Raw genomic sequence first — 24,352 nt, forward strand, 5'->3', positions numbered from 1 at the left:
GTCCCAGTGTGGCCGATCACCCTCTCAGGTCGGCTACGCATCGTTGCCTTGGTGAGCCGTTACCTCACCAACTAGCTAATGCGCCGCGGGCCCATCCCTAAGTGTTAGCCGAAGCCAACTTTCCTTCCAACACCATGTGGTGTTGGAAACTATTCGGTATTAGCACCGGTTTCCCGGAGTTATCCCAATCTTAGGGGCAGGTTGCCCACGTGTTACTCACCCGTCCGCCGCTAACCTCCGGGAGCAAGCTCCCTTAGATTCGCTCGACTTGCATGTATTAGGCACGCCGCCAGCGTTCGTCCTGAGCCAGGATCAAACTCTCCGAAAGATGTTTGATCTAGCTAAATTTTAAAGCAAATTGACGAGATTAAAAATCTCTTATTTTAGACTTGCTTGGCGTTTCGTTTTGTTTAGTTTTCAAAGAACAATCTGTTTCGTTGTCGTTTTGGCGACTTAACTATCATACCAAGTTAGCAACCTCATGTCAACAACTTTTTTTATTTTTTTCTTTATCGCTTGCTTCGTATTTAATACTGCAGCAGCGACGTTTATTAATATACCACCTTGTTTTTTATTTTGCAATACTTTTTTATAAAAGTTTTTGTTTTTATCCTTTCTTTTACTATGAAGCTTAGATTTATATCCTTATCTTCATATATCAATTATACGAATGAAAGAAAATAAAGAAGAAGCTGCCCTTAATCGGCAGCTTCTTCTTTAAAATCTTATCTATGTCTCATTAACGGGAATAACAGTACATCACGAATTGAAGGTGAATTAGTTAGTAGCATAATTAGACGGTCCATACCAATTCCAAGACCTCCTGTTGGAGGCATACCATACTCCAATGCTTCTATATAATCATCGTCCATCATATGTGCTTCATCATTACCTTGTTCACGCTCTTTTAATTGCGCTTCAAAGCGTTGACGCTGATCAATTGGATCATTCAGCTCAGTGAAGGCGTTCGCATGCTCACGTCCCACGATAAATAACTCAAAACGATCAGTAAAGCGTGGATCATCCTCATTCTTTTTAGCCAACGGAGAAATTTCTACCGGATGACCATAAATGAAGGTTGGTTGTATTAACTTCTCCTCGATTTTTTGCTCGAAGAATTCGTTAACAATATGACCGTATGTCATAGATTCAGTAATTTGGACATCATGTTCTTTAGCAAGCGCACGCGCTTCTTCAACTGATGTTTCTTTCCAGAAATCTACACCTACGTATTCTTTAATTGCATCTACCATATGAAGTCTTGTCCATTTTGGTGTTAAATCCACTTCATAATCACCGTAAGGAATGACAGTTGTTCCTAAAACTTCTTTTGCAATATAAGCAATGACATTTTCAGTCAAGTCCATTACATCATTGTAGTCAGCATAAGCTTCGTAAAGCTCAAGCATTGTGAACTCAGGATTATGTCTTGTGGACACTCCTTCATTTCTAAATACTCGGCCGATTTCGTATACTTTTTCCAAACCACCAACAATTAGCCTTTTCAAGTGTAATTCAATGGCAATACGCATATACATAGGCATATCAAGCGCATTATGATGCGTTATAAACGGACGTGCAGATGCACCACCAGCAATTGAATGAAGCATTGGTGTTTCAACCTCAAGGAATCCTTGGTCGTCAAAGTAACGTCTCATTGCCTGAATGATACGACTGCGTGTTACAAATGTTTTTTGGCTTTCTTCACTTGTAATTAAGTCTAAATATCTCTTACGATAGCGCTCTTCAATATCTTTTAATCCATGATATTTTTCCGGAAGAGGACGAAGGGACTTAGTAAGATATGTAAACTGGCTTACTTTTATAGAAAGCTCTCCCACTTTAGTTTTAAATACCGTTCCTTTAATACCTACAATATCGCCAAGGTCAGCCATAGTGAATAGCTCATAAGCTTCTTCCCCAATAGCATCCTTACGCACATATATTTGAATTTGACCGCTCACATCTTTAATATGAGCAAAGCCTGCTTTTCCTTTTCCACGCTTTGTCATAATTCTGCCAGCTATAGATACTTCCGCATTCTTTGCTTCTAAATCCTCTTTTTCCACATCTGCATATTCATTGCTAATTTCTTGAGCCAAATGTGTACGTTCGAATCTTTTGCCAAATGGATCTATGCCCATTTCTTGGATGCGGTTCATTTTGTCACGTCTGACTTTTAATTGGTCGTTTAATTCTTCATAATTGCTCATCTTATTTCCACTCCATCTCTATCACGTATATACTGTTCCTTTATTTTACACAACCTTAGAACCTAATATATAAAAAATATCATTATCCTTTTAAAAGTATCATAAAAACTGCCGGTTTTACCGGCAGTTTCTACATACTTATTATACAGTATATCAGGTACTGTCAAATCATCAAACTGCACGAACGGCTTCATGGAGTTCAATATCTTCCACCATATTATAAAGCAGCCCTACCAATTGTTCACGTGTGTTGCACTCATTTATCTCATTTCTGATTTTACCGCTTCCTTTAATACCTTTCAAATACCAAGCTGCGTGTTTTCTCATCTCACGCACAGCGATAAACTCATCCTTCAATGCAATAAGGCGGTCAAGATGCAGGACGCAAACATCGATTTTTTCACGAACAGATGGCTCCGGCAAAAGGATCCCATTTTCTAAATACTTAACGGTTTGGTACATCATCCACGGATTCCCGAGTGCAGCACGACCGATCATGACTCCATCACAGCCAGTTTCTTCAAGCATCCTCTTGGCATCCTGCGGAGTCTGTACATCCCCATTTCCAATAACCGGTATATTGACAGCTTCTTTTGCCATACGGATATAATCCCAGTTTGCCGTTCCTTCATACATTTGAACCCGAGTACGTCCATGGACAGATATCGCACTTCCGCCCGCTCTTTCAACTGCCCTTGCATTCTCTTCAACAAATATATGCTTGTCATCCCAGCCAATTCTCATTTTAACCGTAACCGGTTTATCTACTTTATCAACTACAGCTGAAACCATCTCATAAATCTTATCCGGATTTAGTAACCATCTGGCTCCCGCTTCACATTTAATAATCTTGTTAACAGGACAGCCCATATTAATATCAATTATATCTGCATTGGTGTTCTTATCCACAAACTGAGCTGCCTGAACAAGCGATTCTTTTTCTCCACCAAAAATTTGAAGGCTCAATGGCTTTTCTCGTTCATCAATATAGAGCATGTTGAGGGTTTTTTCATTTCCATAAATTATTCCCTTATCACTAACCATTTCTGCACAAACAAGCCCTACCCCAAATTCCTTAACTGTTAAACGAAATGCTGAGTTACAAACTCCGGCCATAGGTGCAAGTACAACCGGATTCTTCATTTCGACATTGCCAATCTTCAACAATTCAATTCCTCCCTATCCTTTACTTGCACTTATCATTAAATCTATTTAACGAGAGGTTTTAGTTCCTCCACTGTAATGTCCAACTGATTTGCAATATCCTGCAAAAAGCGCTCAGAGGGTATTCGGTTGCCTCTTTCTACCTCGCCAAGCATTGAGACAGAGACAGATAACTCCCTTGCAAATTCCTCTTGAGTAAAACCTTTCAGCTTTCTAAATGCCCTAATACGCCTTCCCCATTTTTCCGCTTCCATATCCGAACCCCTTCTTTTTCGGGGATATCATCCATGATTTCCCTTATAGGTTTTTCCATATTAGGCAGAATGATGTCCTTATCTATCTCCACGAGCGGGATAACCACAAAGGCCCTATCAAGCATCCGCGGATGAGGGACAATTAGGTTTTTCGTTACAATATTTTCTTGATTATATAACAAAATGTCAAGGTCTATTGTTCGCGGACCCCACCTAATTTCCCTTTTTCTGCCAAGATTTTGTTCTATCTTCATGCAGGTAACCAATAGTGTTTGTGCATCGAAAGTTGTGTTTATACAAACAACCATATTCAAAAATTTACCTTGTTCTAAATAGCCTACTGGATTTGTCTCATATATAGATGATAAAGATATAATCTCAATTTCAGGTACTTCTGCCAATTCGCTTATGGCATCCTTTAAATTCGATTCTCTATCCCCTACATTTGTACCTAATCCAATATAAACTTTATTCATCATGCTGCTCTTGCTCCCTTATAATCTCAACTGCAACAAAATCGTAGTGACCCGGTATCGGTGGGTCTGGTTTCACAACCTTGATTTTGCATGAATGAATAATTGAATATGTGCCTAAAATTTCTGCTGATATCTTTTCTGCCACTGCTTCGATTAGATTATATGGCTTTCCTTCCACAATAGCCTTACATAAAGTGTATATTTCAGCATAATTAACCGATTTATTCAGATCATCTGTTTCTCCGGCGACTTGCAGATCCAAATACAATTCTGCACTTACTCTATAACGCTGTCCAAGCTTATTTTCTTCTTCATAAACACCATGGTATCCATAAAATTCCATATTTTCAAGAATTATTTTATCCATTTACTTTCACCTTTCCAAGCATCGCATCCATCATACGGGCCATACGGGACATCTCTTTCACATCATGCACCCTTATGATTTGACACCCCTGCTGAATCCCTAAACATATTGTCGCCCCTGTACCTTCCATTCTTTCCTCTACTGGTAGATCAAGTGTTCTGCCGATCATTGATTTACGTGATGTTCCCAATAAGACGGGGTAACCCAGGCTGGTCAATATGTCTAAATTTCGCATCATCAGCAAGTTCTCCTCCAGTGACTTCGCGAAGCCGATACCTGGATCCAGCACAATTTTATCGTTACTAACTCCAGCATCTTTAACAATCTGAATACTTTCATATAAATCATTTAAAACATCACGCAAAAAATGATCATAGGAAGCCTGCTTACGATTATGCATGAGGATGATCGGAGCGCCTGAATCGGCAGCAACACGGGCCATTTCCTCATCACCTTTAGCTCCCCAAACATCGTTTATGATAGTTGCCCCTGCATGAAGTGCTTCTTTTGCCACATCCGCTTTATATGTATCTACCGAGATCGGTACATTGATCTCTTTTGTTAATTCCTTAATAACAGGAATGATTCGCTCCAATTCTTCATCTGACGAAATTCGCTGATGGCCAGGTCTCGTCGACTCACCACCGATATCAATGATATCTGCTCCAGCTTTTATCATTTCCTTTGCACGCAAAACCGCTTGTTCTACTTTGTTAAACTGGCCTCCATCAGAAAACGAATCCGGAGTGATATTTAAAATTCCCATAATCTTAGTGCTTTGTCCAAGTTCCAATCTATATTGTCCACATTCTAGAATCATCTTTTTTTGTGGTAGTTCCATAATAATTTGCTCCTTTAATTAGACTCCGAAATTACTCTATGCAAATCACTATACCACATGTTATTTGTAAAAAAGAAAGAAACACAGAAAACCAAAACAAAAGGAGGCATTTAGCCTCCTCCATATGTTTAGCTTATTTACTCTTCTATACGATTAATCTTCAAAGTTATATAATGGTGTACTTAAATATCTTTCACCATTATCCGGGATGATTGCTAGAACTTTTTTGCCGGCACCAAGTTTTTTGGCAACTTCCAATGCTGCAAAAATAGCTGCCCCTGCAGAAATACCACCAAGAATACCCTCTTCTTTAGCAGCTTTTCTTGCTTGTTCAAAGGCTTGTTCATTTTCAACTTTTATAATTTCATCATAAATATTTGTATTTAATGTATCAGGTATAAAGCCTGCACCAATCCCCTGAATTTTGTGAGGCCCTGGAGTACCGCCTGATAGAATCGGTGAATCCGCTGGTTCAACTGCAATAATTTTAATATCTTTGTATTTCTCACGCAGCACTTCTCCAGCACCCGTAATAGTTCCGCCTGTACCTATACCGGATATAAAGGCATCCAATTGATCGCCCATTTGTTCTACAATTTCTTTACCGGTTGTTTTTCTATGGACTTCTGGATTGGCCTCATTTTTAAACTGCTGCGGCATAAAGTACCCATGTTCATTAACAAGTTCCTCCGCCTTAGCAATTGCACCTTTCATTCCATCTTTACCAGGAGTAAGAATAAGTTGGGCTCCATATGCCTTCAATAAGTTACGGCGTTCCATACTCATTGTATCCGGCATTACCAATATAGCTTTATACCCTTTTGCTGCTGCAACCCATGCCAACCCAATGCCTGTATTACCGCTTGTTGGTTCAACTATCGTTGTACCCGGCTTTAGAAGACCTTTTTCCTCGGCATCTTCAATCATGGCAAGTGCGATACGATCCTTAACACTGCTTCCCGGATTCATATATTCCAATTTCAAATAAACCTCTGCAGATCCATCTTCTACAATCTTATTTAATTTAACAACAGGTGTATTACCTATTAATTCAGAAATATTATTTGCTATTTTACCCAACTTATCCACCCCTAATCCATAGTATTTTCATTGGTTTTATATACAATTTAGCTATTTTTACGCTTTCTGTCAACTATTATACTTCTAAATTCCCAGATTTTCTCGCATCTAACCATGTGAAATAATCTTTATGGCTCATTTACAGTATATAAAAGAAAATAGAGCACATGACTCTATTTTCCATAAATCCAATCCACATCATACTGTTCCCAAAGCATATCTGCAGATACAGGTATATTCATTTGTTCCATTGCAGTCTTTCTTTTAAGATTAGATTTTATTTTTCCAAAGGATAGTTCGGATTTACCAATCTGATCACGCAAATAGAGTATCGCATATCCATCCTTGATCTTAATTGGCTGACTCCATTCCCCTGGTTTTAATGAAGCCGCAGTTTCTTTATATTCTTCAGGGACAGACTCGGAATCTAAAGATATATACCCTAATTCTCCACCATTATTGGCCGTATATTTATCTTCCGAGCGCTCTATTGCCATTGCAGCAAAATCAGTTCCCGCCTTCAATTCCTTAATAATCGCATTTGCTTTTGCCTTTTCACTAAGTACGATATGGGATAGACGATAGAGATCAGTGAACTTTAATAAGCTTTCATTACTTTTATAGTAAGACTCAACTTCCTTGTCTGTTATAACGGCATCCTTTGTCAACAACTTCTCAAGCAGAATTGAAACTTCAAGTTTCTTTTTGTGCTCCTTATCACTTATATGAGCGGGTGAATTTCCAGTAAAACCATATAACGCTTGCCGAAGAACAGCCTCCACTTTCATCTCATCCTCAGAAACAGTCAGCTGATGCTTAGCCGCCAATTGAAGAATAACTTCTTCATTTACCATTGTAGTTAATACATCTTTGCCATGTATCCTTTCCAATTCAGCGAGCCAGTCTGGACGGCTAATCTCTTCATCCCCTACTGCAGCAACAATTTCCGTTGCATCTTCCTTCATTGAATTTTCCCCCACCGTAAAGTAAAGGACAGTCACAATATTCAATAGAATTAAACCGGCGATAATGGACCAACATTGCTTACTTGACAAAGTAACTCCTCCAATAAATTACTTAGCTGTGTCTTTTAGCTCCTGAAGCTCCTCTTTGGTAAATATATATTTTTCATTACAGAAATGACATTGGGTTTCAGCCTGACCATCTGTCTCGATCATATCTTCTAATTCTTCTTTTCCAAGACTGATTAAAGCATTTGCTATCCTATCCTTGGAACATTGACACTGGAACGATATTGGCATTTTTTCTAATATTTTTACGTTTGTTTCTCCCAATACTTTATTAAGTACTTCTTCCGGAGTTAAACCATCCTGAATCATTTTGGATATAGGCGGAATTGATCCTAGAGCTTTCTCTATTTTTTCTATAACCTCTTCTTCCGTGCCGGGCATTAGCTGGATAATAAATCCACCCGCAGCAAGAATCGAGTCATCCGGATTAACCAAAACACCGACTCCTACAGATGAAGGAGTTTGCTCAGAGGCAACAAAATAATAAGTAAAGTCTTCACCAAGCTCGCCTGAAATTAAAGGAACTTGGCCAGAGAAATTATCTCTTAATCCAATATCTTTAACAACAGTTAACGTACCATTTGTACCAATAGCACGTCTTACATCAAGTTTTCCATGTTCATTAGACTCAAAATCAACATGAGGGTTTGTCAGATATCCCCTAACCTCACCCTTTGCATTACTATCAATGATAACCGGACCAATCGGACCATCACCCTCAATTTTAATAGTAATCTTTGCTTCGCCTTTTTGCATGGCTCCCATCATTACAGCCGCTGTCATTGCTCTTCCCAACGCAGCAGATGCTGTACGCCAAGAATCCTGTCTTCTTTGTGCCTCTGCAATAGTTTGCGTACTTGAGACTGCATACGCCCTTACTTGTCCATCAAATGCTAGTGCTTTAACTAAATAATCGTTCATGATAAACTCCTTCCAAATCCATTACAGGATTATTGTTGTATATTCTTTGAATAGATGATTTGCAGACCTTTTAATGTTAAATACGGATCGACAACATCAATTATGGATGTTTCATTTGCAATCATAGATGCTCTTCCGCCAGTAGCGATAACCATAGGATTCTGCTTACTCTGTTTTTTTATCCTGGTTACAATTCCTTCTACCTGTCCAATAAAACCATATAAAACGCCGGACTGCATAGCGTTTACTGTATTCTTCCCAATGATATTGGCAGGACGAACAATCTCTATCCTGGGCAGTTTAGCAGCCTTCGAATAGAGCGCCTCTGTAGAAATTTCAATTCCCGGGGCAATCACCCCTCCTAAATACTGGCTATGCTCATTTACATAACAATACGTTGTCGCTGTACCAAAGTCTACTATAATGATTGGCGCTCCATAATCATGAATTGCAGCCACAGCATTCACGATTCGATCTGCCCCAACTTCTTTAGGATTATCATATTTTATATTTAATCCCGTTTTAACACCAGGCCCAACAACCAAAGGCCTCAGTTGAAAGTATTTTGTACACATTCTTTCAAGTGAAGACATTATGGGAGGCACAACAGAGGAAAGAATCATTCCTTTTACATCATGGAAGGTTAACCCAACATGACTCAACAACTGATTAAATATCATTCCGTATTCATCTTCAGTTTTTCCCCGATCCGTACCAATTCTCCAATGAAAACAAAGATCATCATCCCTATAAACACCAATCGAAATATTCGTATTCCCCACATCCATCACCAATAACATGCAAAAACCCCCTATCGAAAAAGCTGAGACGACTGGTCAGGAGCGACAAGCATAAGACGAATACTCGGAGGGAGGGTTCTTCTCCCGTAGGGTATTTGCTTATGACTCGAGCTCCTAGGAGTCGAAGCTAGATTACATCAAAAAGCTAAAGGGCCTTGCTCAACCGCGACAAGCATAAGAGGAGGTGCGGAGGGAGAGCGCTTTTTCTCTCCCGCAGCAGCTACACTTATGTCTCGAGTGGTTAGGCCCTGAAGCTAGATTACATCAAAAAGCTGAGACGACTGGTCAGGAGCGACAAGCATAAGACGAATACTCGGAGGGAGGTGCTCTTTCCTCCCGCAGAGATCATGCTTATGTCCCGAGCTCCTAGGCCCTGAAGCTGGATTAATCAAAAAGCTGAAGCCCCTTATTTAACGAACAAAGACTAAGTATGCCACATCCTGTGGCAACGCCTTCACGACCAACTTCCTGTTAGCATTCTATCCCTTTTCAAAAAAAGTGCCCCATTCATATGATGGGACACTCAGAATTCTTACAATTTATTAGGATCGTTTGTTTCCATATCCGGTGGTGTAGGAGGAGTTTGATCATCTTCTCTTTGCTCGGATATTGTATCGTCTTTGGATAGATCCTCAGACAGAATTTCCTTTTTAGCTGATACATTCACTGTAACATCGCTCGCTACCTTACGCTCAGGCAACTTACCATAATCCGCTAAGTGGCGAATTTGTTCAGCATCTAACGTTTCAATCTCAAGTAATGTATTAGCAATTAAGTCTAACTTACTGCGGTTTTCAGTAAGAATTTTTCTTGCACGTTCATAGCAAGTTTTGATGATATTTTGGATTTCGATATCAATTTCATAAGCAATCTTATCAGAATAGTTTTGCTCACTATTAATATCGCGACCTAAGAATACTTGGCCTCCTGAAGCCTGGCCAAATTGCATCGGTCCGAGTTTATCACTCATTCCATATTCAGTTACCATTTTGCGGGCAATACTTGTAGCACGTTGGAAGTCATTATGAGCTCCTGTACTCACTTCACCAAAGACAATTTCTTCAGCAACACGTCCGCCCAATAATCCGGTAATCTTATCGAACAGTTCAGGCTTAGTCATAAAGTAACGATCTTCACGCGGAAGCATTACAGCATAACCACCTGCCTGGCCACGCGGAACAATTGTTACCTTATGGACCATATCTGCTTCGTCAAGTACCAACCCGATAACCGTATGTCCGGATTCATGGAAGGCAACAATATTTCTTTCTTTCTTAGAAATGACACGGCTTTTTTTAGCAGGACCGGCAATCACACGATCCGTTGCTTCATCAATGTCGCTCATATCTACTTTTTTCTTATCTTGTCTTGCAGCTACCAAAGCAGCTTCATTCAAGAGATTTTCTAAATCAGCACCGGAGAAACCTGGGGTTCTCATCGCAATTGCTTTAAGATCCACATTTTCATCAAGCGGTTTGTTTTGTGCATGTACACGAAGTACAGCTTCCCTTCCAATTAAGTCAGGACGGTCAACCGTAATTTGTCGGTCAAAGCGGCCTGGACGTAAAAGAGCCGGGTCAAGAATATCAGGTCGGTTTGTAGCAGCAATGATAATGATACCTTCATTTGCTCCGAAACCATCCATTTCAACAAGCAATTGGTTCAGGGTTTGTTCACGTTCATCGTGTCCCCCGCCAAGGCCAGCTCCACGCTGACGTCCAACTGCATCGATTTCATCGATAAAAATAATACATGGTGCATTCTTCTTCGCATTTTCAAAAAGGTCACGCACACGGGAAGCACCCACACCCACGAACATCTCAACAAAGTCTGAACCACTGATAGAGAAGAAAGGTACACCTGCTTCACCAGCTACTGCTCTTGCAAGCAAGGTTTTCCCTGTTCCCGGAGGTCCTACTAAAAGTACACCTTTTGGAATTCTCGCACCTAATTCAGCAAATTTACGAGGGTCCTTCAAGAACTCAACAACTTCAACCAGTTCTTGCTTTTCCTCATCAGCACCTGCTACATCTTTGAAGCGCACTTTTTTCTTTTCTTCACTGTAAAGCTTAGCTTTACTTTTACCAAAGCTCATTACTTTGTTTCCGCCACCTTGCGCACTATTCATCAAGAAGAAGAACAATAGCAAAATAATGACGAACGGAATAATTGAAGTTAAGAATGTTACCCATACACTTGTTTCTTTTGCTGGAGCAACTGTAGATTTTACACCCTGTTCATCAATTAAGTCAGTAACCTCTTCAGCCTGTTCTGCAAGGATATATGTTAAATAATACTCATTTTCCTTAGCATCCTTTAATTGACCCTTAACAGAATATACTCCGCGTTCCACCTGTAAATCAGCGGATTTAACCTCACCTTTTTCAAGGCTTTCAATAAACTCATTATTAGAAATATGTTTAGTTGGCTCGGAATTTTGGTTAAACACACTTACTACTCCGATAATCGCCACAAAAATAAGTAAATAGAATATGGTATTTCTAAAAATACGGTTCATCCCTAACCTCCTCCCAAAAAACTAAATATAGTATTCGTATCTACAATCAGGTTACTTATATATTTTATATAAAGATCATAGCACAGTCTATTATGTGAATAGAACGGTTATTAATCATCTATATCCCTATTTGGCAGTTTCGTAAACTTCCCTTTTTAACACGCCAATGTATGGAATGTTTCTGTATTTTTCCATGTAGTCAAGCCCGTATCCGACAACAAATTCGTCAGGTACATTAAAGCAAGCGTAATCCGCATGTATATCCGCTTTTCTTCCGGATGGCTTATCCAATAATGTGACAAGCTTGATGGATTTAGCTTTTCTGTATTTAAATAAATCCACTAAATAAGAGAGGGTAAGACCGCTGTCTATGATATCTTCAATAATCAGCAAATCTCTGCCTTCTACAGATGTGTTTAAATCTTTAATGATTTTAACTTCACCGCTTGAAACCGTAGAAGTACCATAGCTGGAAACATCCATGAAATCCATTTCCAAATAGCTGTCTACATGCTTTAATAAATCGTTCATAAAAGGCATTGCACCTTTCAGCACACCTATCACTAATGGATTAAGATCCTTGTATTCCTCTGTAAGCAAAGCCCCGAGTTCTTTAATTTTGCCTTGGATTTCTTCTTCTGAAATCAAAATTTTCTCAATATCATTATGAATCGTCATTCGGTAGTCCTCCTAGAAGAGCATTATTCAACATACTTTATCATGATGGCTGGCATCGGGGTCTTTTCTAAATTAATCTTTTGCAGACCTGGTATCCAAACAATTTGATCATTCTTATTAACAATAATTGGCCAACTCTCCCGCTCATGCACAGGTATCTTGTGTTCAAGAAACAGCTTTTTCAGTTTTTTATGGCCCGTGAAGCCTTTAGGCTGATAACGATCTCCATCCCGCTTATTCCGCACCCTTAATGGTAAGTCCTCTTCACTTAAAGGTAAAATACATGTATATCGAGATGCATGCTCCCATTTTTCAGATAAGGGATCCAGCAGTACTGTTTCAATAACGGCGCCATTCGCAAGAGCCGTCTTCCCCGGTATACGGAGTTCCTTTGATAAAGTTACTGATGGCAGCCTTCCAAAATGGAAAAGCAACTGATCATATGCTTTCGTAACTTGAAGCCCAGAAGGTAATTGCACGGAGGTGGAAGGATTGGATTCTGTCAATAAAGACTGAATACACTCTATATGTACGTATGAAAATACATAAGGTTTCACTTGATAAAGATAGTTTAATATTAGATGAATCACCCTCCTTTGTAAAGGTTTTGGCACCTTTCCAAGAGAAGATATGGGAACTTTTAAAATCCCGTCCTTTTCAGTTAATTCAAGAGAATTATACTCTTTTTCAGCTAACACCATCAAAAACCCTTCATCTTGCTCCAAATCCTCGCTAAACCGTTGAATATGATCAAGCGCTTTACTATTTTCCTTTTTTATCATCGGTAATATGTATTTGCGGAATCGATTTCGGGTATAAATATCCTTTTCATTACTCGGATCTATGCGTGGGTTGAGATTCATCTCTGTACAATATTCCAGAATATCTTCTCTTGTAACAGCAAGAAAAGGACGTATGATCCATCCACCCCCGAATAATCTTTTCAGAGGAATTCCAATCCTCGCCATCCCAGAAGTCCCTCTAATAAGGTTCATTAAGACTGACTCCGCTTGATCATCCTTATGATGAGCAAGAGCTAATTTTTGCGCCGCATACTTTTCCATTATATCCCTATAAAATGCATATCGACAATCTCTGGATGCCTGTTGTGGATTTTTACCTGTATCTTTAATATATTTTGGGACATCTATCCGACTTCCTTCAAATGGGATTCCCCATTCCTCACATATTTTTTCTACAAATAAATACTCCTCAAATGATTCTTCACCTCTGAACATATGATCTACATGGGCAACCACAAGGGTTAGATTATAGGATTTTTTTATGCTATTTAAATAAGCAAGCAATGCCAATGAATCCGGCCCACCGGAAACACCAACCAAAATCGTGTCATTATGATTAATCAATTGTTTTTTATTAATATAAGCAGTCACATTCGCCTCTAACATAAATATTCCTTTCTACCGTTGCTTTCAATTAATTATTATCGTACCACTCTTACAAATGGAATCCAAAAATTATCTTTCAAAAAAAACGGTAGAGACAGCGTTATTGTTTGTATTTGTTGTGAACTTATACAACTTGACCAAACATATAAAATGCATATAGCAAAGTAATGATAGCAACTAAAAAAAACGTTTCAAAGAAACTGCTTTTATCATTGGATTTTCGTTTCCTCATCTGTACTCGACTGGTGTTAACTGGAGTATTCTTTTTTACAGCGGTGCGGGTAGCGGTTTGTTTTGTGTGTAAATGAGATATGACTTCCTTTTTCATATCAGTTGCCGTTATGTAATGACCCTTCAAAGCTTTTAAAAGAATGGACTCCAACTCTCTGAGTTCCTGCTTGTTTTTCACCAATTCCTTTAATTGGTTAATTCCTTCTCCGTTTTTATTAAACCTTTTTTGATAGGCTGCATTGATCACTATCATAGCGAGCGCAAATAAATCATATGATGGCTCTGCTCTTCTGCCCCCCAGCTCCCAATATCCCCGGTCAAAATACTCAGTGTATTCTTTAATCGCACGACCGATTTGCGTGGTTCCCCCTACATCTATAAAACGGACTTTAAAATCGGGTAATTGTACTATCAAGTTTTCAGGTTTTAAATCCCCAAAAACCCATCCTAGCTTATGCATTTCCTCAAGGCTGTTTAGAAGCTGCAGCATGAGTACACCAAGCCAATCTGAACTTCTTTTTTGCACAAACGTTAGAAAGGAATCTCCGGAAATATACTCCATCACGTAGAAAGGAATAATTTTTCCACTCCCTATACAATCATCCACATCTATCAAATAAGGTCCTAGGGATATTCCCTGGACCTTTGCAAATGATTTTAATACATTTACTTCTGCAGCAATAGTAGCACTGTTATCACTAAACTTGATTGCTACTGATCCATCCGAAGAATCTGCGAGGTAAACAATTCCATTAGCGCCATACCCTAATTCTTTTCGAATGATATAACTCTTATGATGCCATTTGCCCCTGATTACTGATCCAATTGGGAAGCTACATGGTTTCTTCGAAGTATTGATCATCGTCGCCTACTATTCTCCTTATAGAAGACTCTTTATTAAAATACTTAATGGCCTCACGAATAGCCGGACCAGTCGGGGTAATCCCTCCAGTCGTTAATTTGGCGAAAATTTTAGAAAGAGATTCAAGTCTAGGACTCCAGTCCATTACTCTTTCCACTTCGGTTCTTTTCCCGGGAAATATAAAAACTGAGAACTGATTTTCACCACTTCTCGCATTTAGACTTATAGACAAATCTATAAGCGCCTCTTTAACCGTTGGCAGCTTATGCTTCATACTGGCACTTGTATCAACCAATACAAGAACCTCCATTTTTACTTTTTCTCCCAGATCCTCCACTACCTCCATTACCTCGCCGCGTTTATCAGGTGGTAATTCTTCCATAGTGATATGATTCCCCAATATTTGCTGAAGCTCTTTATTCACTACGCCCTGTATCGTTTGGTTCATTGCCTTCCTAGTGACCATTTGTACAGTTTGTGATAATTGCTCAGCATAGACGATTTGATGAATGCCAGCACCAGATGATGCTATATTCTCAATCTCTTGCATTCCCCCCTCGTCTATAATGTCCTTATCCATAACACCAATTACATTTACAGTAATTCCTTCCTCACGTGCTAGTGCAGCCATCGCTGTCGGGCTCTCTCCCTGATTGGAGCAGCCGTCTGTCAGCAATAATATTTGTTTAACTGTACCTGTCTTCATTTCATCATCCTCCTATACCGCTATTATTATTTCCATCTTCGCCTATATATAGGCGCTTTATACGATTAGGAGGATATTATTATTGAGCTTTTTTCTTCTTGGCACCGACAGGTATACTTGTCCATTTTGGAATATTATGATTGATTTGTGCGACGACAATTGTCATATCATCTTCAATTTTTCCTGAGCTTGTCCTGATTACCTCCTCGAGAATAATATCAGCTATTTCCTGTGGCCTGTCAGTCCCGATTTCTCTAATCTTTCTAATCATCCATGCTTCATAATTTTCTACATGTTTTGGCCCCTCAAATATTCCATCACTCATCATAATTAAAAGGTCACCGGCCTTTAATTGGTCATGAACCACATCCACATCAAATTCTTTGATAATACCAATTGGCAAGTTATTAGATTGGATTTTCGTAACCTGCTGCCCTCTCTTTATAAAGCTTGGAGTTGAACCCACTTTTAAAAATTTAACACTCGCATCCTGCAAATCAATCATCGATAAGTCAAGTGTTGAAAAGATTTCATCTGTAGTCCGCAATGAGAGAATCGAGTTAATCGATTTAATAGCTACCTTTTCCTCTATTCCAGACTCTAGTATTTTTTGCAGTAGCCCTAAGGTTTCTGAGCTTTCATTATGGGCCCTTTCTCCATTTCCCATGCCATCACTAATGGCAATCGCATGCTTCCCTTTTCCGATGTCAATCATGGTGTAACTGTCCCCTGATACAAGCCCTCCTCCCTTTGCAGCATGGGCTACACCAGTTTCTACTGTGTAGCGTTTGGCAGAACGGAATGTTAAGCGGCATAAACCTCCCTGAAACGAACTGCACTCTTCTTTGTAAACAATGATATGCTCTTCCAATATATCTGAGAGCATGGGGCCAATTAATTTCTCACCTACACCACTTCCCTCGCAATCTGGGATTTGCATATCTATATCAACATTCCCTTGTTCCAGGGAATAAATTTCTATTTGGTGGATATCCAAACCGAACCCCCGTATGGAATCCAGTAATTGTTCTTCATGAATATGGAGATTTTCGCGTTCTTTTGTAATCTCCTTAGCAAAGTCCTCCATTACCTTTGAAACTCCCTGGAGTTGATCTGCCACGAGCTTTCTACTTTCTCTCACTTGTTTTTTTAATTTTTGGTTTGCATTGTAATAAGAGATCTCCTGAAGCATCGCCTCCGTCACTTTATCATATCTTGTACAGAACCGTTTCCATTCTCTCTGCGTGGCCTGCGGAACTTGCCCGGACTCGTCCTGTAAACTCTCAACCAACTCTCCCATCATTCCATACGTATAATCAAAATTCTTCGCCCAGCAATGATCCTTTTTGAAACAGGTCTGGCATGTTTTTTCAGTCACATTGCTAAGAAAATAATCCAACTCACGTTCCTTTTCTACCTCCTTCGTTGTTTGTTCCTCCATCTGTGAAAAACTATTCGATAAAGCCTGGAAAACAGATGAAAATTGATTCACTCTTTGCGCAGTAACATCTCTGACCCTCCTGACATAACGTTGCTGTTCATTCGTATGCTCTGCTGTTCCAGGAATATGTTTGGCTACTTTTGAAATAAGGGTAGCAGGGGTCATAAAAAATAAAGCAATAGCCAATAAAGATTCATATAGAGTTACTGATATATTTTGACTCCCTTCCCCATAAAGGCCAATTAATAATGTGGCAATTATTAAACCTAATGATGCCCCTATTTTTTTCCCTTCTTTAAGAAGGCCTCCTAATAAACCAGAGAAGGCCAATAAGCTCATCTGGAAAAGGTTGCTCAGATTGGCCAGACTGAATATTAAACCAGTTACCACTCCTACTGTCGATCCAATTGAGGCTCCTCCAGAGACTGCAAAAAGGAGAACTAAGTATCTGCTCAATGTATGATCAAGAGATATATGATAAATCGACCAGCCGATCGTACCGGTCATAACAGAGGCCAGCATGATAATCAAACTGATAACTTCCTCTGTCCTTAGTCCCTGTGGACTTTTTTTCATAGCAATCAGTGGGATACATTGAATAAAAATCATGGTAAGAATAAGAGCTAAACCTGCTTCAACACCGATCATCATGGCATCGTATATCTCAAACTTCATATATTTCAAATAGCGTTCCGTTGCTCCTGCAATTCCCATGGCTATTAAAACATATACACCAACAACTTTAAATTGATTCTCCACTGATGGCTGTCTTAGCTTATATAAGAGGAGGAATAAGGCACATGAAGCAAATAAACTTAAACCTGCTGACCAGGAGATTGTTAACGCACCTCCTATTGAGGCGACCATAACAAGCGGAGAACGTTCCCGCCTCATCATGTATACTGCTGCAAAGAATGGGAGAGAAAAAGGAGCCAACTGTGAAAGGATAAGCGCCCTTCCCAGGAGAAATCCCAAAACTACTAATATATATCCTTGTTTCACGAAGTAATCCTCTAGCTTCGTTACATACTTGTCCACTAATTGAGTAGGATTCCATTTGCCAGCATCATATTGAACATCCGTTACCGATCCATACATTGTACTTTGTGTTTTATCCACATTACCACTCCCTAACAGGTGATTGTCTTTTATTATAAAGGGGATATAATCCTAAATTTGTCAGAACGGAGGATGAGTTTTTATAAAGTGTTCGACGGCATTCCATGTGAATGGGCAGAAGAAAACACAAAGGTTATCGAAGGAATCATAAAGGAGAATATTTTATTAAACTACTTTGTAGGAAAGGCTAGAAGATAGAAGAAATAGATACTTATTTAAATGTAATATTCTAATTATTGGCTAAAATATTTAAACCATTGACAAAGTATTTACTAGATTGTAAGATAATTTTTGTGTTTAAAAGTATATTTGATTATGGCGGTGTAGCTCAGCTGGCTAGAGCGTACGGTTCATACCCGTAAGGTCGGGGGTTCGATCCCCTCCGCCGCTATTTTGAGGCCCCTTGGTCAAGCGGTTAAGACACCGCCCTTTCACGGCGGTAACACGGGTTCGAATCCCGTAGGGGTCATCTATACAAAAAACCAGGGATATATCCCTGGTTTTTTTGTGTTTATAAAGAATATAACTCTTCTAGATTTATCACTTCATACTATTCCATCTATAAGAACACTCAACAATCAAACATTTTTAACATGATGGCTTTATTGATTTTTAAATGAACAACATTTACTGACATGCTCATTCTAGTCAAATCCTTTAAACAGCAGGATTATACTACCCTATCTATGCCATATAATCCCTATATCAATTGATAATCAAATGTAAAAAACAAAAACAGACCAACAACTGATGTTGGTCTGTTATATAAATTGCCATTTTGTTTCAGCAGCAAGGTTTAGCCGCGTCTTCCGCCTCTGCCACCTCGTTTGGATTCTGTGTTCCTCTTAAGAGATGACATACGCTCTTCACTATCTTTCAAGAAGCGGGCCATTTTTTGTTCGAAGCTTTCTCGCGGCGGTCTGGAATCATGTCCTCCTCTTCCTCCCCGAGAGTCATTTCTTCCACCACGTGAATCGTTTCCTCTGTTATAACGAGGTCGTTGTTGATAAGATGATTGCGCAGGTTGTTCGCTCTCCTTCTTCTCAACAGCTTTTTTTATAGAAAGACCGATTTTGCCATCTTTCTCTACATTTATGACTTTTACTTCAACTTGATCTCCCACTTTTAGGTGATCATTAATATCTTTTACATAATTATCAGCAACCTCACTGATGTGGACAAGTCCTGTTGAACCCTCGGGCAGCTCAACAAATGCTCCGAAATTAGTGATTCCTGTTACCTTACCTTGTAACTTGCTGCCTACTTCGATTGACATAAAAAAATTGCTCCTCCTTAAGAAATTAAAAAAATAAAATAATGGAAGTTATAGCTTCCCCTTATATTATAATCACTTAAAAAAATATGTGTCAACGTGAGGGATATCTACTTGCCCTCATTTTCGGGAAGATTGAATATTATTTCTCCATCATCTGATAGAAAATATTCTTTACGCGCAAACTTTGCTATATATTCATCATCATTCAATTTAATGATTTCTTCCTTTAATCTTGCTTCATCCTTTTGAAGATCTGACAATTTCACTTTCAATTCACTTTTATGTTCTTCTTTAGCCTTCAAAGCGGAATGTTGAGAAAAGAGTGTTGTAAGAACGATCCCAGTTGTTATGATGGCAAAAAGCCCAAATATTACAAGCCTTCTTGTCAATCCTAATTTCTTTTTCTCAAAGGACTGGGTTCGTTTCTCTTGATATTGGGCATATGGCGTATCGATTTGTTTGATATTTTCCTTCTTTTTATCAAGCGATCCCATTTCCTTTCCTCCTTTAAGACTTATTTGTCCATTTTTTTAATAATTTATTGATAGTATTCTTCAACTTTTTTCCAATTCCTGCTAGTTTATCAAAAAACTTTTCGACAGGTGATCGCACACCGCCCGGAATTGTCTTCCAAAGCCATGACGCTGTACTAGTAAAGGGATAGAAAATCACCCTTACTATCGATATTAATGCCTTTAAAAGATACTTGGCAAGCCATAATAGAGGATTGACAAACTTTAGCAACACTTGAAATATAAGCAATATAACAGTAATAATTAGCGCAATTAACCCTTTTATTGGCCGAATGAATAAGAGAGCTCCCAATTTAACAAGGAATTTACTGAATTTATTAACCCAATAAATAGTCATTTCCAGCAATCTTTTATATGAATTTCTAAAAAGGGCTTGATAGGCGGAATAACCGCATAGCAGTGCCAATAAGATATAAAAGCGCCATTCTCCCTGATTGGATTCGTATAAAACATAGAAAATGAGCAAGGCCTGAATGCACCAAAATAAGATGTCATTAATAAAAACAAACCATACTTTTCTCTTTGCTCTAACTAAAAAGCGGTTGTATGTATCAAATGCTGCTCCAAAGTAAATACCCATGCCAATCATGGATAACAGGGTTACAAACTGGGTGTCCAGACTCATCTGAACAGTTTGCCAAAGAATCCTTTAGCTTTCTCCCCGCTATGTTCGTCCAAGTAATTGATTTCAAGTATTTTACCTTTAATTGATACAATTCCTTTATCGACATCCAGGTTTTTCATTTGTAGATTTTGCCCTCTGACCGAAAGAAACCCCATGACCGTTTCGAGAAGGAACTCCTCATTGTCAAAGCTCTCTACCTGCTTAACACCTGATATATCGAGAAGCCTTCTACCCTTCATGCTAATATCGTGATCAGGTCCAGCTGATTTACTCGTTTGGTTTGTATCATAATATTGGTTCATCCTAATCCCCCATTATCAAACATTTGTACAAGTGTATGATAGGATGATAGGAATTAGACCATGCTTAAAACGACTCTGATAGTTTTGCTTCTTTTATGAGGGTATACATTCCTGCTGCCTCATCCTTCTTCGTTGTCTCCAGAAGTTTATCTACACGGACAGTCAGTACTTTTTGCCCCAATCTGATATCCAAAATATCTCCAATCTTTACATCGGCTGAAGCTTTGGATTCTTTACCATTTATTTTAATTCTTCCCTGATCTGCAACTTCTTTTGCAATTGTTCTCCTTTTAATAATCCGGGAAACCTTTAAAAACTTATCTAATCTCACTATGTATTCAACCTCCATTTATTCCTTTATATACCTGACTCTTTGGCTTGTTCCCAAAACTCATCAAGCTCTTTAAGTGTATAATCGCTCCATGCTTTTCCTGATTCCCTTACGCAATCATTTACAAACAAAAATCTCTTTCTAAATTTTTGATTTGTCCGATGTAGCGCCTCTTCAGGGTTGATTTTTAACAATCTAGCCACATTTACAAGGGCAAACAGAACATCTCCAAACTCTGATTCTATATTATGGGTGTCTGGTTTATTCTTATTCCACTCTGCTTTAAATTCATCAAGTTCTTCAAAAACCTTTTCCCAGGCAGGTGAAACATCATTCCAATCAAAGCCCAATTTAGAGGCTTGCTTCTGAATATCATAAGCCTGTATAAGATTCGGAAAATGGGTGCTGACATTCAAAATGGAATCAGAGGTATTTGAACCTTCTTCCTTTTTAACCCTCTGCCAGGTTTCCTCTACATCTTTTGCTGATTCTGCCCTTTCATTACCAAAAACATGGGGATGTCTGCGCACCATTTTTTCAGATATCCCTTGAATGACATCATCAATGGAAAAGTACCCTTCATCTTCCCCGATTCTGGCATGTAACATCACCTGAAGTAATACATCACCAAGCTCTTCAATTATGTGATCAACATCACCTTCATTAATTGCATCAATCAGTTCATAAGCCTCTTCCAGTAAATACTTCCTTAGCGATTCATGAGTCTGTTCTCTGTCCCATGGGCATCCCTCCGGAGATCTGAGTTTATCAATGATCTCTCTCAGCTTCCAAAACTCCTTATATTGATTTTCTTCCTTCTGAATCGGAGGTACATAGACTGACGTTAAATTGCTCAATTGCATGGCACGATCCAATTCATAAAGTGGCATACGTTCAACTGATTCGGAGCTCATCCCCGCACCGGTCACTAAATAAACTTCATGATCATCCGGATATTTTTCCATTAAGGTCAGTTTCACTTCGGAAGCAACAAAGGCGTCATAAACCTGACTTACAATCATATGCTGAGTGATATTGACATCCCTCAATGAAAGGTCCGTACCATCTAGAAATTGAAAACCCTCAACCGGATCCACTTTAATGGATGTGAACATGGCATCGAGGAAGCTTTGGCCGCCTTTAATATGTACAGGTATCCCTTTCTTTTCACCTTCCGAAAGTAAGATTTGTACAGTCTTTTCAGCGATTAGCGGATGCCCCGGCACACTATAGATTACATCCTGGACCTTAGCCTTCTGAATTAGAATTTCTGCAATTTTCTCATAAACTGCTTCGAACTGATCATGCTCCTCATAGATGGAGTCAAAGCTCTCAACCTTCAGACCCTCAGCCACCAATTCTTTCAATACCGGGTGTTCAATAGTTCTCGCATATACGAGCTCTGTATTTTTCAGTAATTTATAAATGCCCAAAGGCATTTGATCAAGCTCTCCTGCCCCTAAACCTATAATTGTGATTTGGTTAGTCACACTTCAGCTCTCCTAACGTTTGATTTTCCCTTTATTCATAATTCTTATCAAATGATGTCCTCCAGGTAGATGGGCCAATTCATCATTTTCAAATAGATTCATTTTAAGCAGCATATACAGATAAATCATTCCTCCGATTGCAACGGAACTTAATGCATGTATGGAGGCCAGTATTCTTGACTGACCAAGTTCCCCCACAAAAAAGGAAAGTAAAGCTGAATAGCCTTTTAATACAATATACATGACAATTCCGGCTATCACCAGGCTTGCTATATGATGAAATTCCATATTCCTTCCAGTTATATATTTCCCTACCAGATAAAGCAGCAGGATACAAGCAGCCATCAGCGCAAGAAGACTTGCGTAGGCAGCCCCTTTTATTCCGCTTCCGGCAATCAACCAAGGATTTAAAAGGACTTTAATTCCTACCGATAGCAGAATAACCATAACTGATGCTTTCCAAAACCCCATTGTTTGCAAAATAGTTGAGCATGTCACCAGGAGGGATGCGAACAATATTAAAATAGCGAGAACGCTTAAAGCTCCAACCCCTTCATCATCTTTAAAAAGCATAATATTTACTGACTGAATAATTCCAGCCAACCCAATAGCTGCTCCAACCCCAATAGCAGAACTGATTTTTATAGCCAAACGGCACATTTTCTTTACTTCTTCAATTGCTTTACTTTTTTGCAAGCTGGTTAATACCGGGACAATTGACAAAGAAAGTGAAGTGGCTACAACAAGCCCTACCTGTATCAACGGTTGCCCTCGGTCATAAACACCCTTCATCGCTTTCGCTTCCTCTGCAGGTATCCCTTGAGACAGGAGATTCGTATACAGTTGGAAGGAATCAATTAGTTGAAGAAGGAGCAAGTACATATTACTTAAACAAAAAGCTAACCCCTGAAATAAAAGGACTGCTCCCGTTTTGATCAATATTTCCTTTTCTGGCATCAGGGTTGGAAAATAATCACGGCGTTCTCTCCATAAATAAAGTCCCAAAACCCCCATAGCGGCAATACCGCCAATTAACGACCCTGCTATCGCACTTTTTCCAACAGTGTATAAAGAATATTCTAATTTCATAAGCAAATATGTACCAATCAAAATAAAGGTAACTCTAAATAGCTGCTCAAAGGTTTGGGAAAGTGCAGTTGGAAGCATATTTCCAGACGCCTGATAAGTACCCCTTACAATGGAAATGAAGGGCATTAGCAAAAAGGAAAAGGCCACCATACGAATTAACGGGGCAAGTTGAATATCATTCATAATCTTCGCTATCAAGTCCGCTCCCAAGTACAAGAATAAAAACAATATAATTCCGAAGAGAGCAACCCATATAAAAGAAGCTGCTATTATTTTATTCTTTTCTTTTTTATCATTACCAGACCTGTTAAATTCGATCAGTAGCTTAGAGATACCAACCGGGAATCCATAAGTAGCCAGAACAACAGCTATTCCGTAAAATGGATAAACCTGTTGATAAATATAAAAACCCGTGTCCCCAGCCATATTCTGAAAAGGAATTCGGTATACAGCACTCAATATTTTTACGATTAAAGCTGCTGCTGTCAGAATAACAGCGCCCTTTAAAACTTTGTGTGAAGAATCATTCTGACGGCTCATCCAAATAAAGCACCTCTCTATCTATTTCCAAAACATTATAACATAAGCAAAAATA

At 39.0% G+C, this 24,352-nt stretch carries 24 protein-coding genes, 2 tRNA genes and 1 rRNA gene; 3 read left to right on the forward strand and 24 right to left on the reverse strand.

What is annotated here, in order from left to right; genetic code table 11:
- The 17 genes from AC4G3N_RS18745 to spoIIE form a co-directional block, all read right to left on the reverse strand.
- A 16S ribosomal RNA gene (locus AC4G3N_RS18745) occupies positions 1-328 on the reverse strand; the annotation flags it as partial.
- 397 nt (positions 329-725) lie between these two features.
- Positions 726-2,213, reverse strand: a complete 1,488-nt coding sequence (lysS, locus tag AC4G3N_RS18750) for a lysine--tRNA ligase (protein ID WP_148631318.1) — start codon at positions 2,211-2,213, stop codon at positions 726-728.
- Positions 2,214-2,384: 171 nt separating this feature from the next.
- A complete protein-coding gene (gene dusB, locus AC4G3N_RS18755; protein WP_491090979.1) occupies positions 2,385-3,380 on the reverse strand; it encodes a tRNA dihydrouridine synthase DusB in 996 nt (331 codons plus the stop codon).
- A gap of 41 nt (positions 3,381-3,421) precedes the next feature.
- Complete coding sequence (locus AC4G3N_RS18760) at positions 3,422-3,631, reverse strand: helix-turn-helix domain-containing protein (RefSeq protein WP_066103093.1); 210 nt, start codon at positions 3,629-3,631, stop codon at positions 3,422-3,424.
- On the reverse strand, positions 3,583-4,110 hold the full coding sequence (gene folK, locus AC4G3N_RS18765) for a 2-amino-4-hydroxy-6-hydroxymethyldihydropteridine diphosphokinase (protein WP_491090981.1): 528 nt from the start codon (positions 4,108-4,110) through the stop codon (positions 3,583-3,585). Before folK ends, AC4G3N_RS18760 begins: the two co-directional genes overlap by 49 nt.
- Positions 4,100-4,474: a dihydroneopterin aldolase gene (folB, locus tag AC4G3N_RS18770; protein WP_066103099.1), complete on the reverse strand. Its 375-nt coding sequence runs from the start codon at positions 4,472-4,474 to the stop codon at positions 4,100-4,102. The genes folK and folB overlap by 11 nt, the downstream gene beginning before the upstream one ends.
- Positions 4,467-5,315, reverse strand: coding sequence for a dihydropteroate synthase (folP, locus tag AC4G3N_RS18775; protein ID WP_077248004.1), 849 nt, complete (start codon positions 5,313-5,315; stop codon positions 4,467-4,469). Before folP ends, folB begins: the two co-directional genes overlap by 8 nt.
- 153 nt (positions 5,316-5,468) lie before the next feature.
- Positions 5,469-6,395 (reverse strand): cysteine synthase A, encoded by a 927-nt coding sequence (gene cysK / locus AC4G3N_RS18780; RefSeq protein ID WP_066103103.1) that lies wholly within the window; start codon positions 6,393-6,395, stop codon positions 5,469-5,471.
- 173 nt (positions 6,396-6,568) lie between these two features.
- The gene (locus AC4G3N_RS18785; protein ID WP_066103106.1) at positions 6,569-7,450 is read right to left on the reverse strand and encodes a peptidylprolyl isomerase; all 882 of its coding nucleotides are present in this window, start codon (positions 7,448-7,450) and stop codon (positions 6,569-6,571) included.
- A gap of 18 nt (positions 7,451-7,468) precedes the next feature.
- A complete protein-coding gene (gene hslO, locus AC4G3N_RS18790; protein WP_066103109.1) occupies positions 7,469-8,347 on the reverse strand; it encodes an Hsp33 family molecular chaperone HslO in 879 nt (292 codons plus the stop codon).
- 29 nt (positions 8,348-8,376) lie between these two features.
- Positions 8,377-9,147, reverse strand: a complete 771-nt coding sequence (locus AC4G3N_RS18795) for a type III pantothenate kinase (RefSeq protein WP_066103112.1) — start codon at positions 9,145-9,147, stop codon at positions 8,377-8,379.
- Between the two features lie 532 nt (positions 9,148-9,679).
- Positions 9,680-11,665, reverse strand: coding sequence for an ATP-dependent zinc metalloprotease FtsH (gene ftsH, locus AC4G3N_RS18800; RefSeq protein WP_066103115.1), 1,986 nt, complete (start codon positions 11,663-11,665; stop codon positions 9,680-9,682).
- Positions 11,666-11,791: 126 nt separating this feature from the next.
- Entirely contained in the window at positions 11,792-12,343 is a 552-nt protein-coding gene (gene hpt / locus AC4G3N_RS18805; protein ID WP_066103117.1) for a hypoxanthine phosphoribosyltransferase, read from the reverse strand.
- A 23-nt stretch (positions 12,344-12,366) separates the two neighbouring features.
- Positions 12,367-13,752: a tRNA lysidine(34) synthetase TilS gene (tilS, locus tag AC4G3N_RS18810; protein WP_491090986.1), complete on the reverse strand. Its 1,386-nt coding sequence runs from the start codon at positions 13,750-13,752 to the stop codon at positions 12,367-12,369.
- Positions 13,753-13,876: 124 nt separating this feature from the next.
- The gene (gene prkT / locus AC4G3N_RS18815) at positions 13,877-14,845 is read right to left on the reverse strand and encodes a serine/threonine protein kinase PrkT (RefSeq protein ID WP_066103123.1); all 969 of its coding nucleotides are present in this window, start codon (positions 14,843-14,845) and stop codon (positions 13,877-13,879) included.
- A complete protein-coding gene (locus AC4G3N_RS18820) occupies positions 14,817-15,551 on the reverse strand; it encodes a VWA domain-containing protein (protein WP_066103126.1) in 735 nt (244 codons plus the stop codon). The genes prkT and AC4G3N_RS18820 overlap by 29 nt, the downstream gene beginning before the upstream one ends.
- Positions 15,552-15,630: 79 nt before the next feature.
- Positions 15,631-18,111, reverse strand: a complete 2,481-nt coding sequence (spoIIE, locus tag AC4G3N_RS18825) for a stage II sporulation protein E (protein ID WP_066103129.1) — start codon at positions 18,109-18,111, stop codon at positions 15,631-15,633.
- A 72-nt stretch (positions 18,112-18,183) separates the two neighbouring features.
- Between spoIIE and AC4G3N_RS18830 the strand changes: the two genes are divergently transcribed.
- The 3 genes from AC4G3N_RS18830 to AC4G3N_RS18840 all read left to right on the forward strand — a co-directional run bounded on the left by AC4G3N_RS18830 (position 18,184) and on the right by AC4G3N_RS18840 (position 18,580).
- Positions 18,184-18,309 (forward strand): hypothetical protein, encoded by a 126-nt coding sequence (locus tag AC4G3N_RS18830; protein ID WP_262366041.1) that lies wholly within the window; start codon positions 18,184-18,186, stop codon positions 18,307-18,309.
- Positions 18,310-18,428: 119 nt separating this feature from the next.
- Positions 18,429-18,502 (forward strand) — tRNA-Met (locus tag AC4G3N_RS18835).
- A gap of 6 nt (positions 18,503-18,508) precedes the next feature.
- A tRNA-Glu gene (locus AC4G3N_RS18840) sits at positions 18,509-18,580 on the forward strand.
- A gap of 327 nt (positions 18,581-18,907) precedes the next feature.
- On the opposite strand, the gene AC4G3N_RS18845 is transcribed toward AC4G3N_RS18840, so the two are convergent.
- From AC4G3N_RS18845 to AC4G3N_RS18875, 7 genes are all read right to left on the reverse strand, one after another.
- Positions 18,908-19,387, reverse strand: a complete 480-nt coding sequence (locus AC4G3N_RS18845; RefSeq protein WP_066103134.1) for a S1 domain-containing RNA-binding protein — start codon at positions 19,385-19,387, stop codon at positions 18,908-18,910.
- Positions 19,388-19,494: 107 nt separating this feature from the next.
- A complete protein-coding gene (locus tag AC4G3N_RS18850) occupies positions 19,495-19,881 on the reverse strand; it encodes an FtsB family cell division protein (RefSeq protein WP_066103137.1) in 387 nt (128 codons plus the stop codon).
- A gap of 13 nt (positions 19,882-19,894) precedes the next feature.
- Positions 19,895-20,545, reverse strand: coding sequence for a spore cortex biosynthesis protein YabQ (gene yabQ, locus AC4G3N_RS18855; protein WP_491090990.1), 651 nt, complete (start codon positions 20,543-20,545; stop codon positions 19,895-19,897).
- Positions 20,542-20,847, reverse strand: a complete 306-nt coding sequence (gene yabP, locus AC4G3N_RS18860; protein WP_066103144.1) for a sporulation protein YabP — start codon at positions 20,845-20,847, stop codon at positions 20,542-20,544. Before yabP ends, yabQ begins: the two co-directional genes overlap by 4 nt.
- Before the next feature lie 64 nt (positions 20,848-20,911).
- The gene (locus AC4G3N_RS18865; protein ID WP_066103147.1) at positions 20,912-21,178 is read right to left on the reverse strand and encodes an RNA-binding S4 domain-containing protein; all 267 of its coding nucleotides are present in this window, start codon (positions 21,176-21,178) and stop codon (positions 20,912-20,914) included.
- A 26-nt stretch (positions 21,179-21,204) separates the two neighbouring features.
- The gene (gene yabN, locus AC4G3N_RS18870; RefSeq protein WP_491090993.1) at positions 21,205-22,668 is read right to left on the reverse strand and encodes a bifunctional methyltransferase/pyrophosphohydrolase YabN; all 1,464 of its coding nucleotides are present in this window, start codon (positions 22,666-22,668) and stop codon (positions 21,205-21,207) included.
- Between the two features lie 12 nt (positions 22,669-22,680).
- On the reverse strand, positions 22,681-24,297 hold the full coding sequence (locus AC4G3N_RS18875; RefSeq protein ID WP_491090995.1) for a putative polysaccharide biosynthesis protein: 1,617 nt from the start codon (positions 24,295-24,297) through the stop codon (positions 22,681-22,683).
- Between the last annotated feature and the right edge of the window lie 55 nt (positions 24,298-24,352).

It is taken from the genome of Bacillus sp. z50, assembly GCF_058313585.1.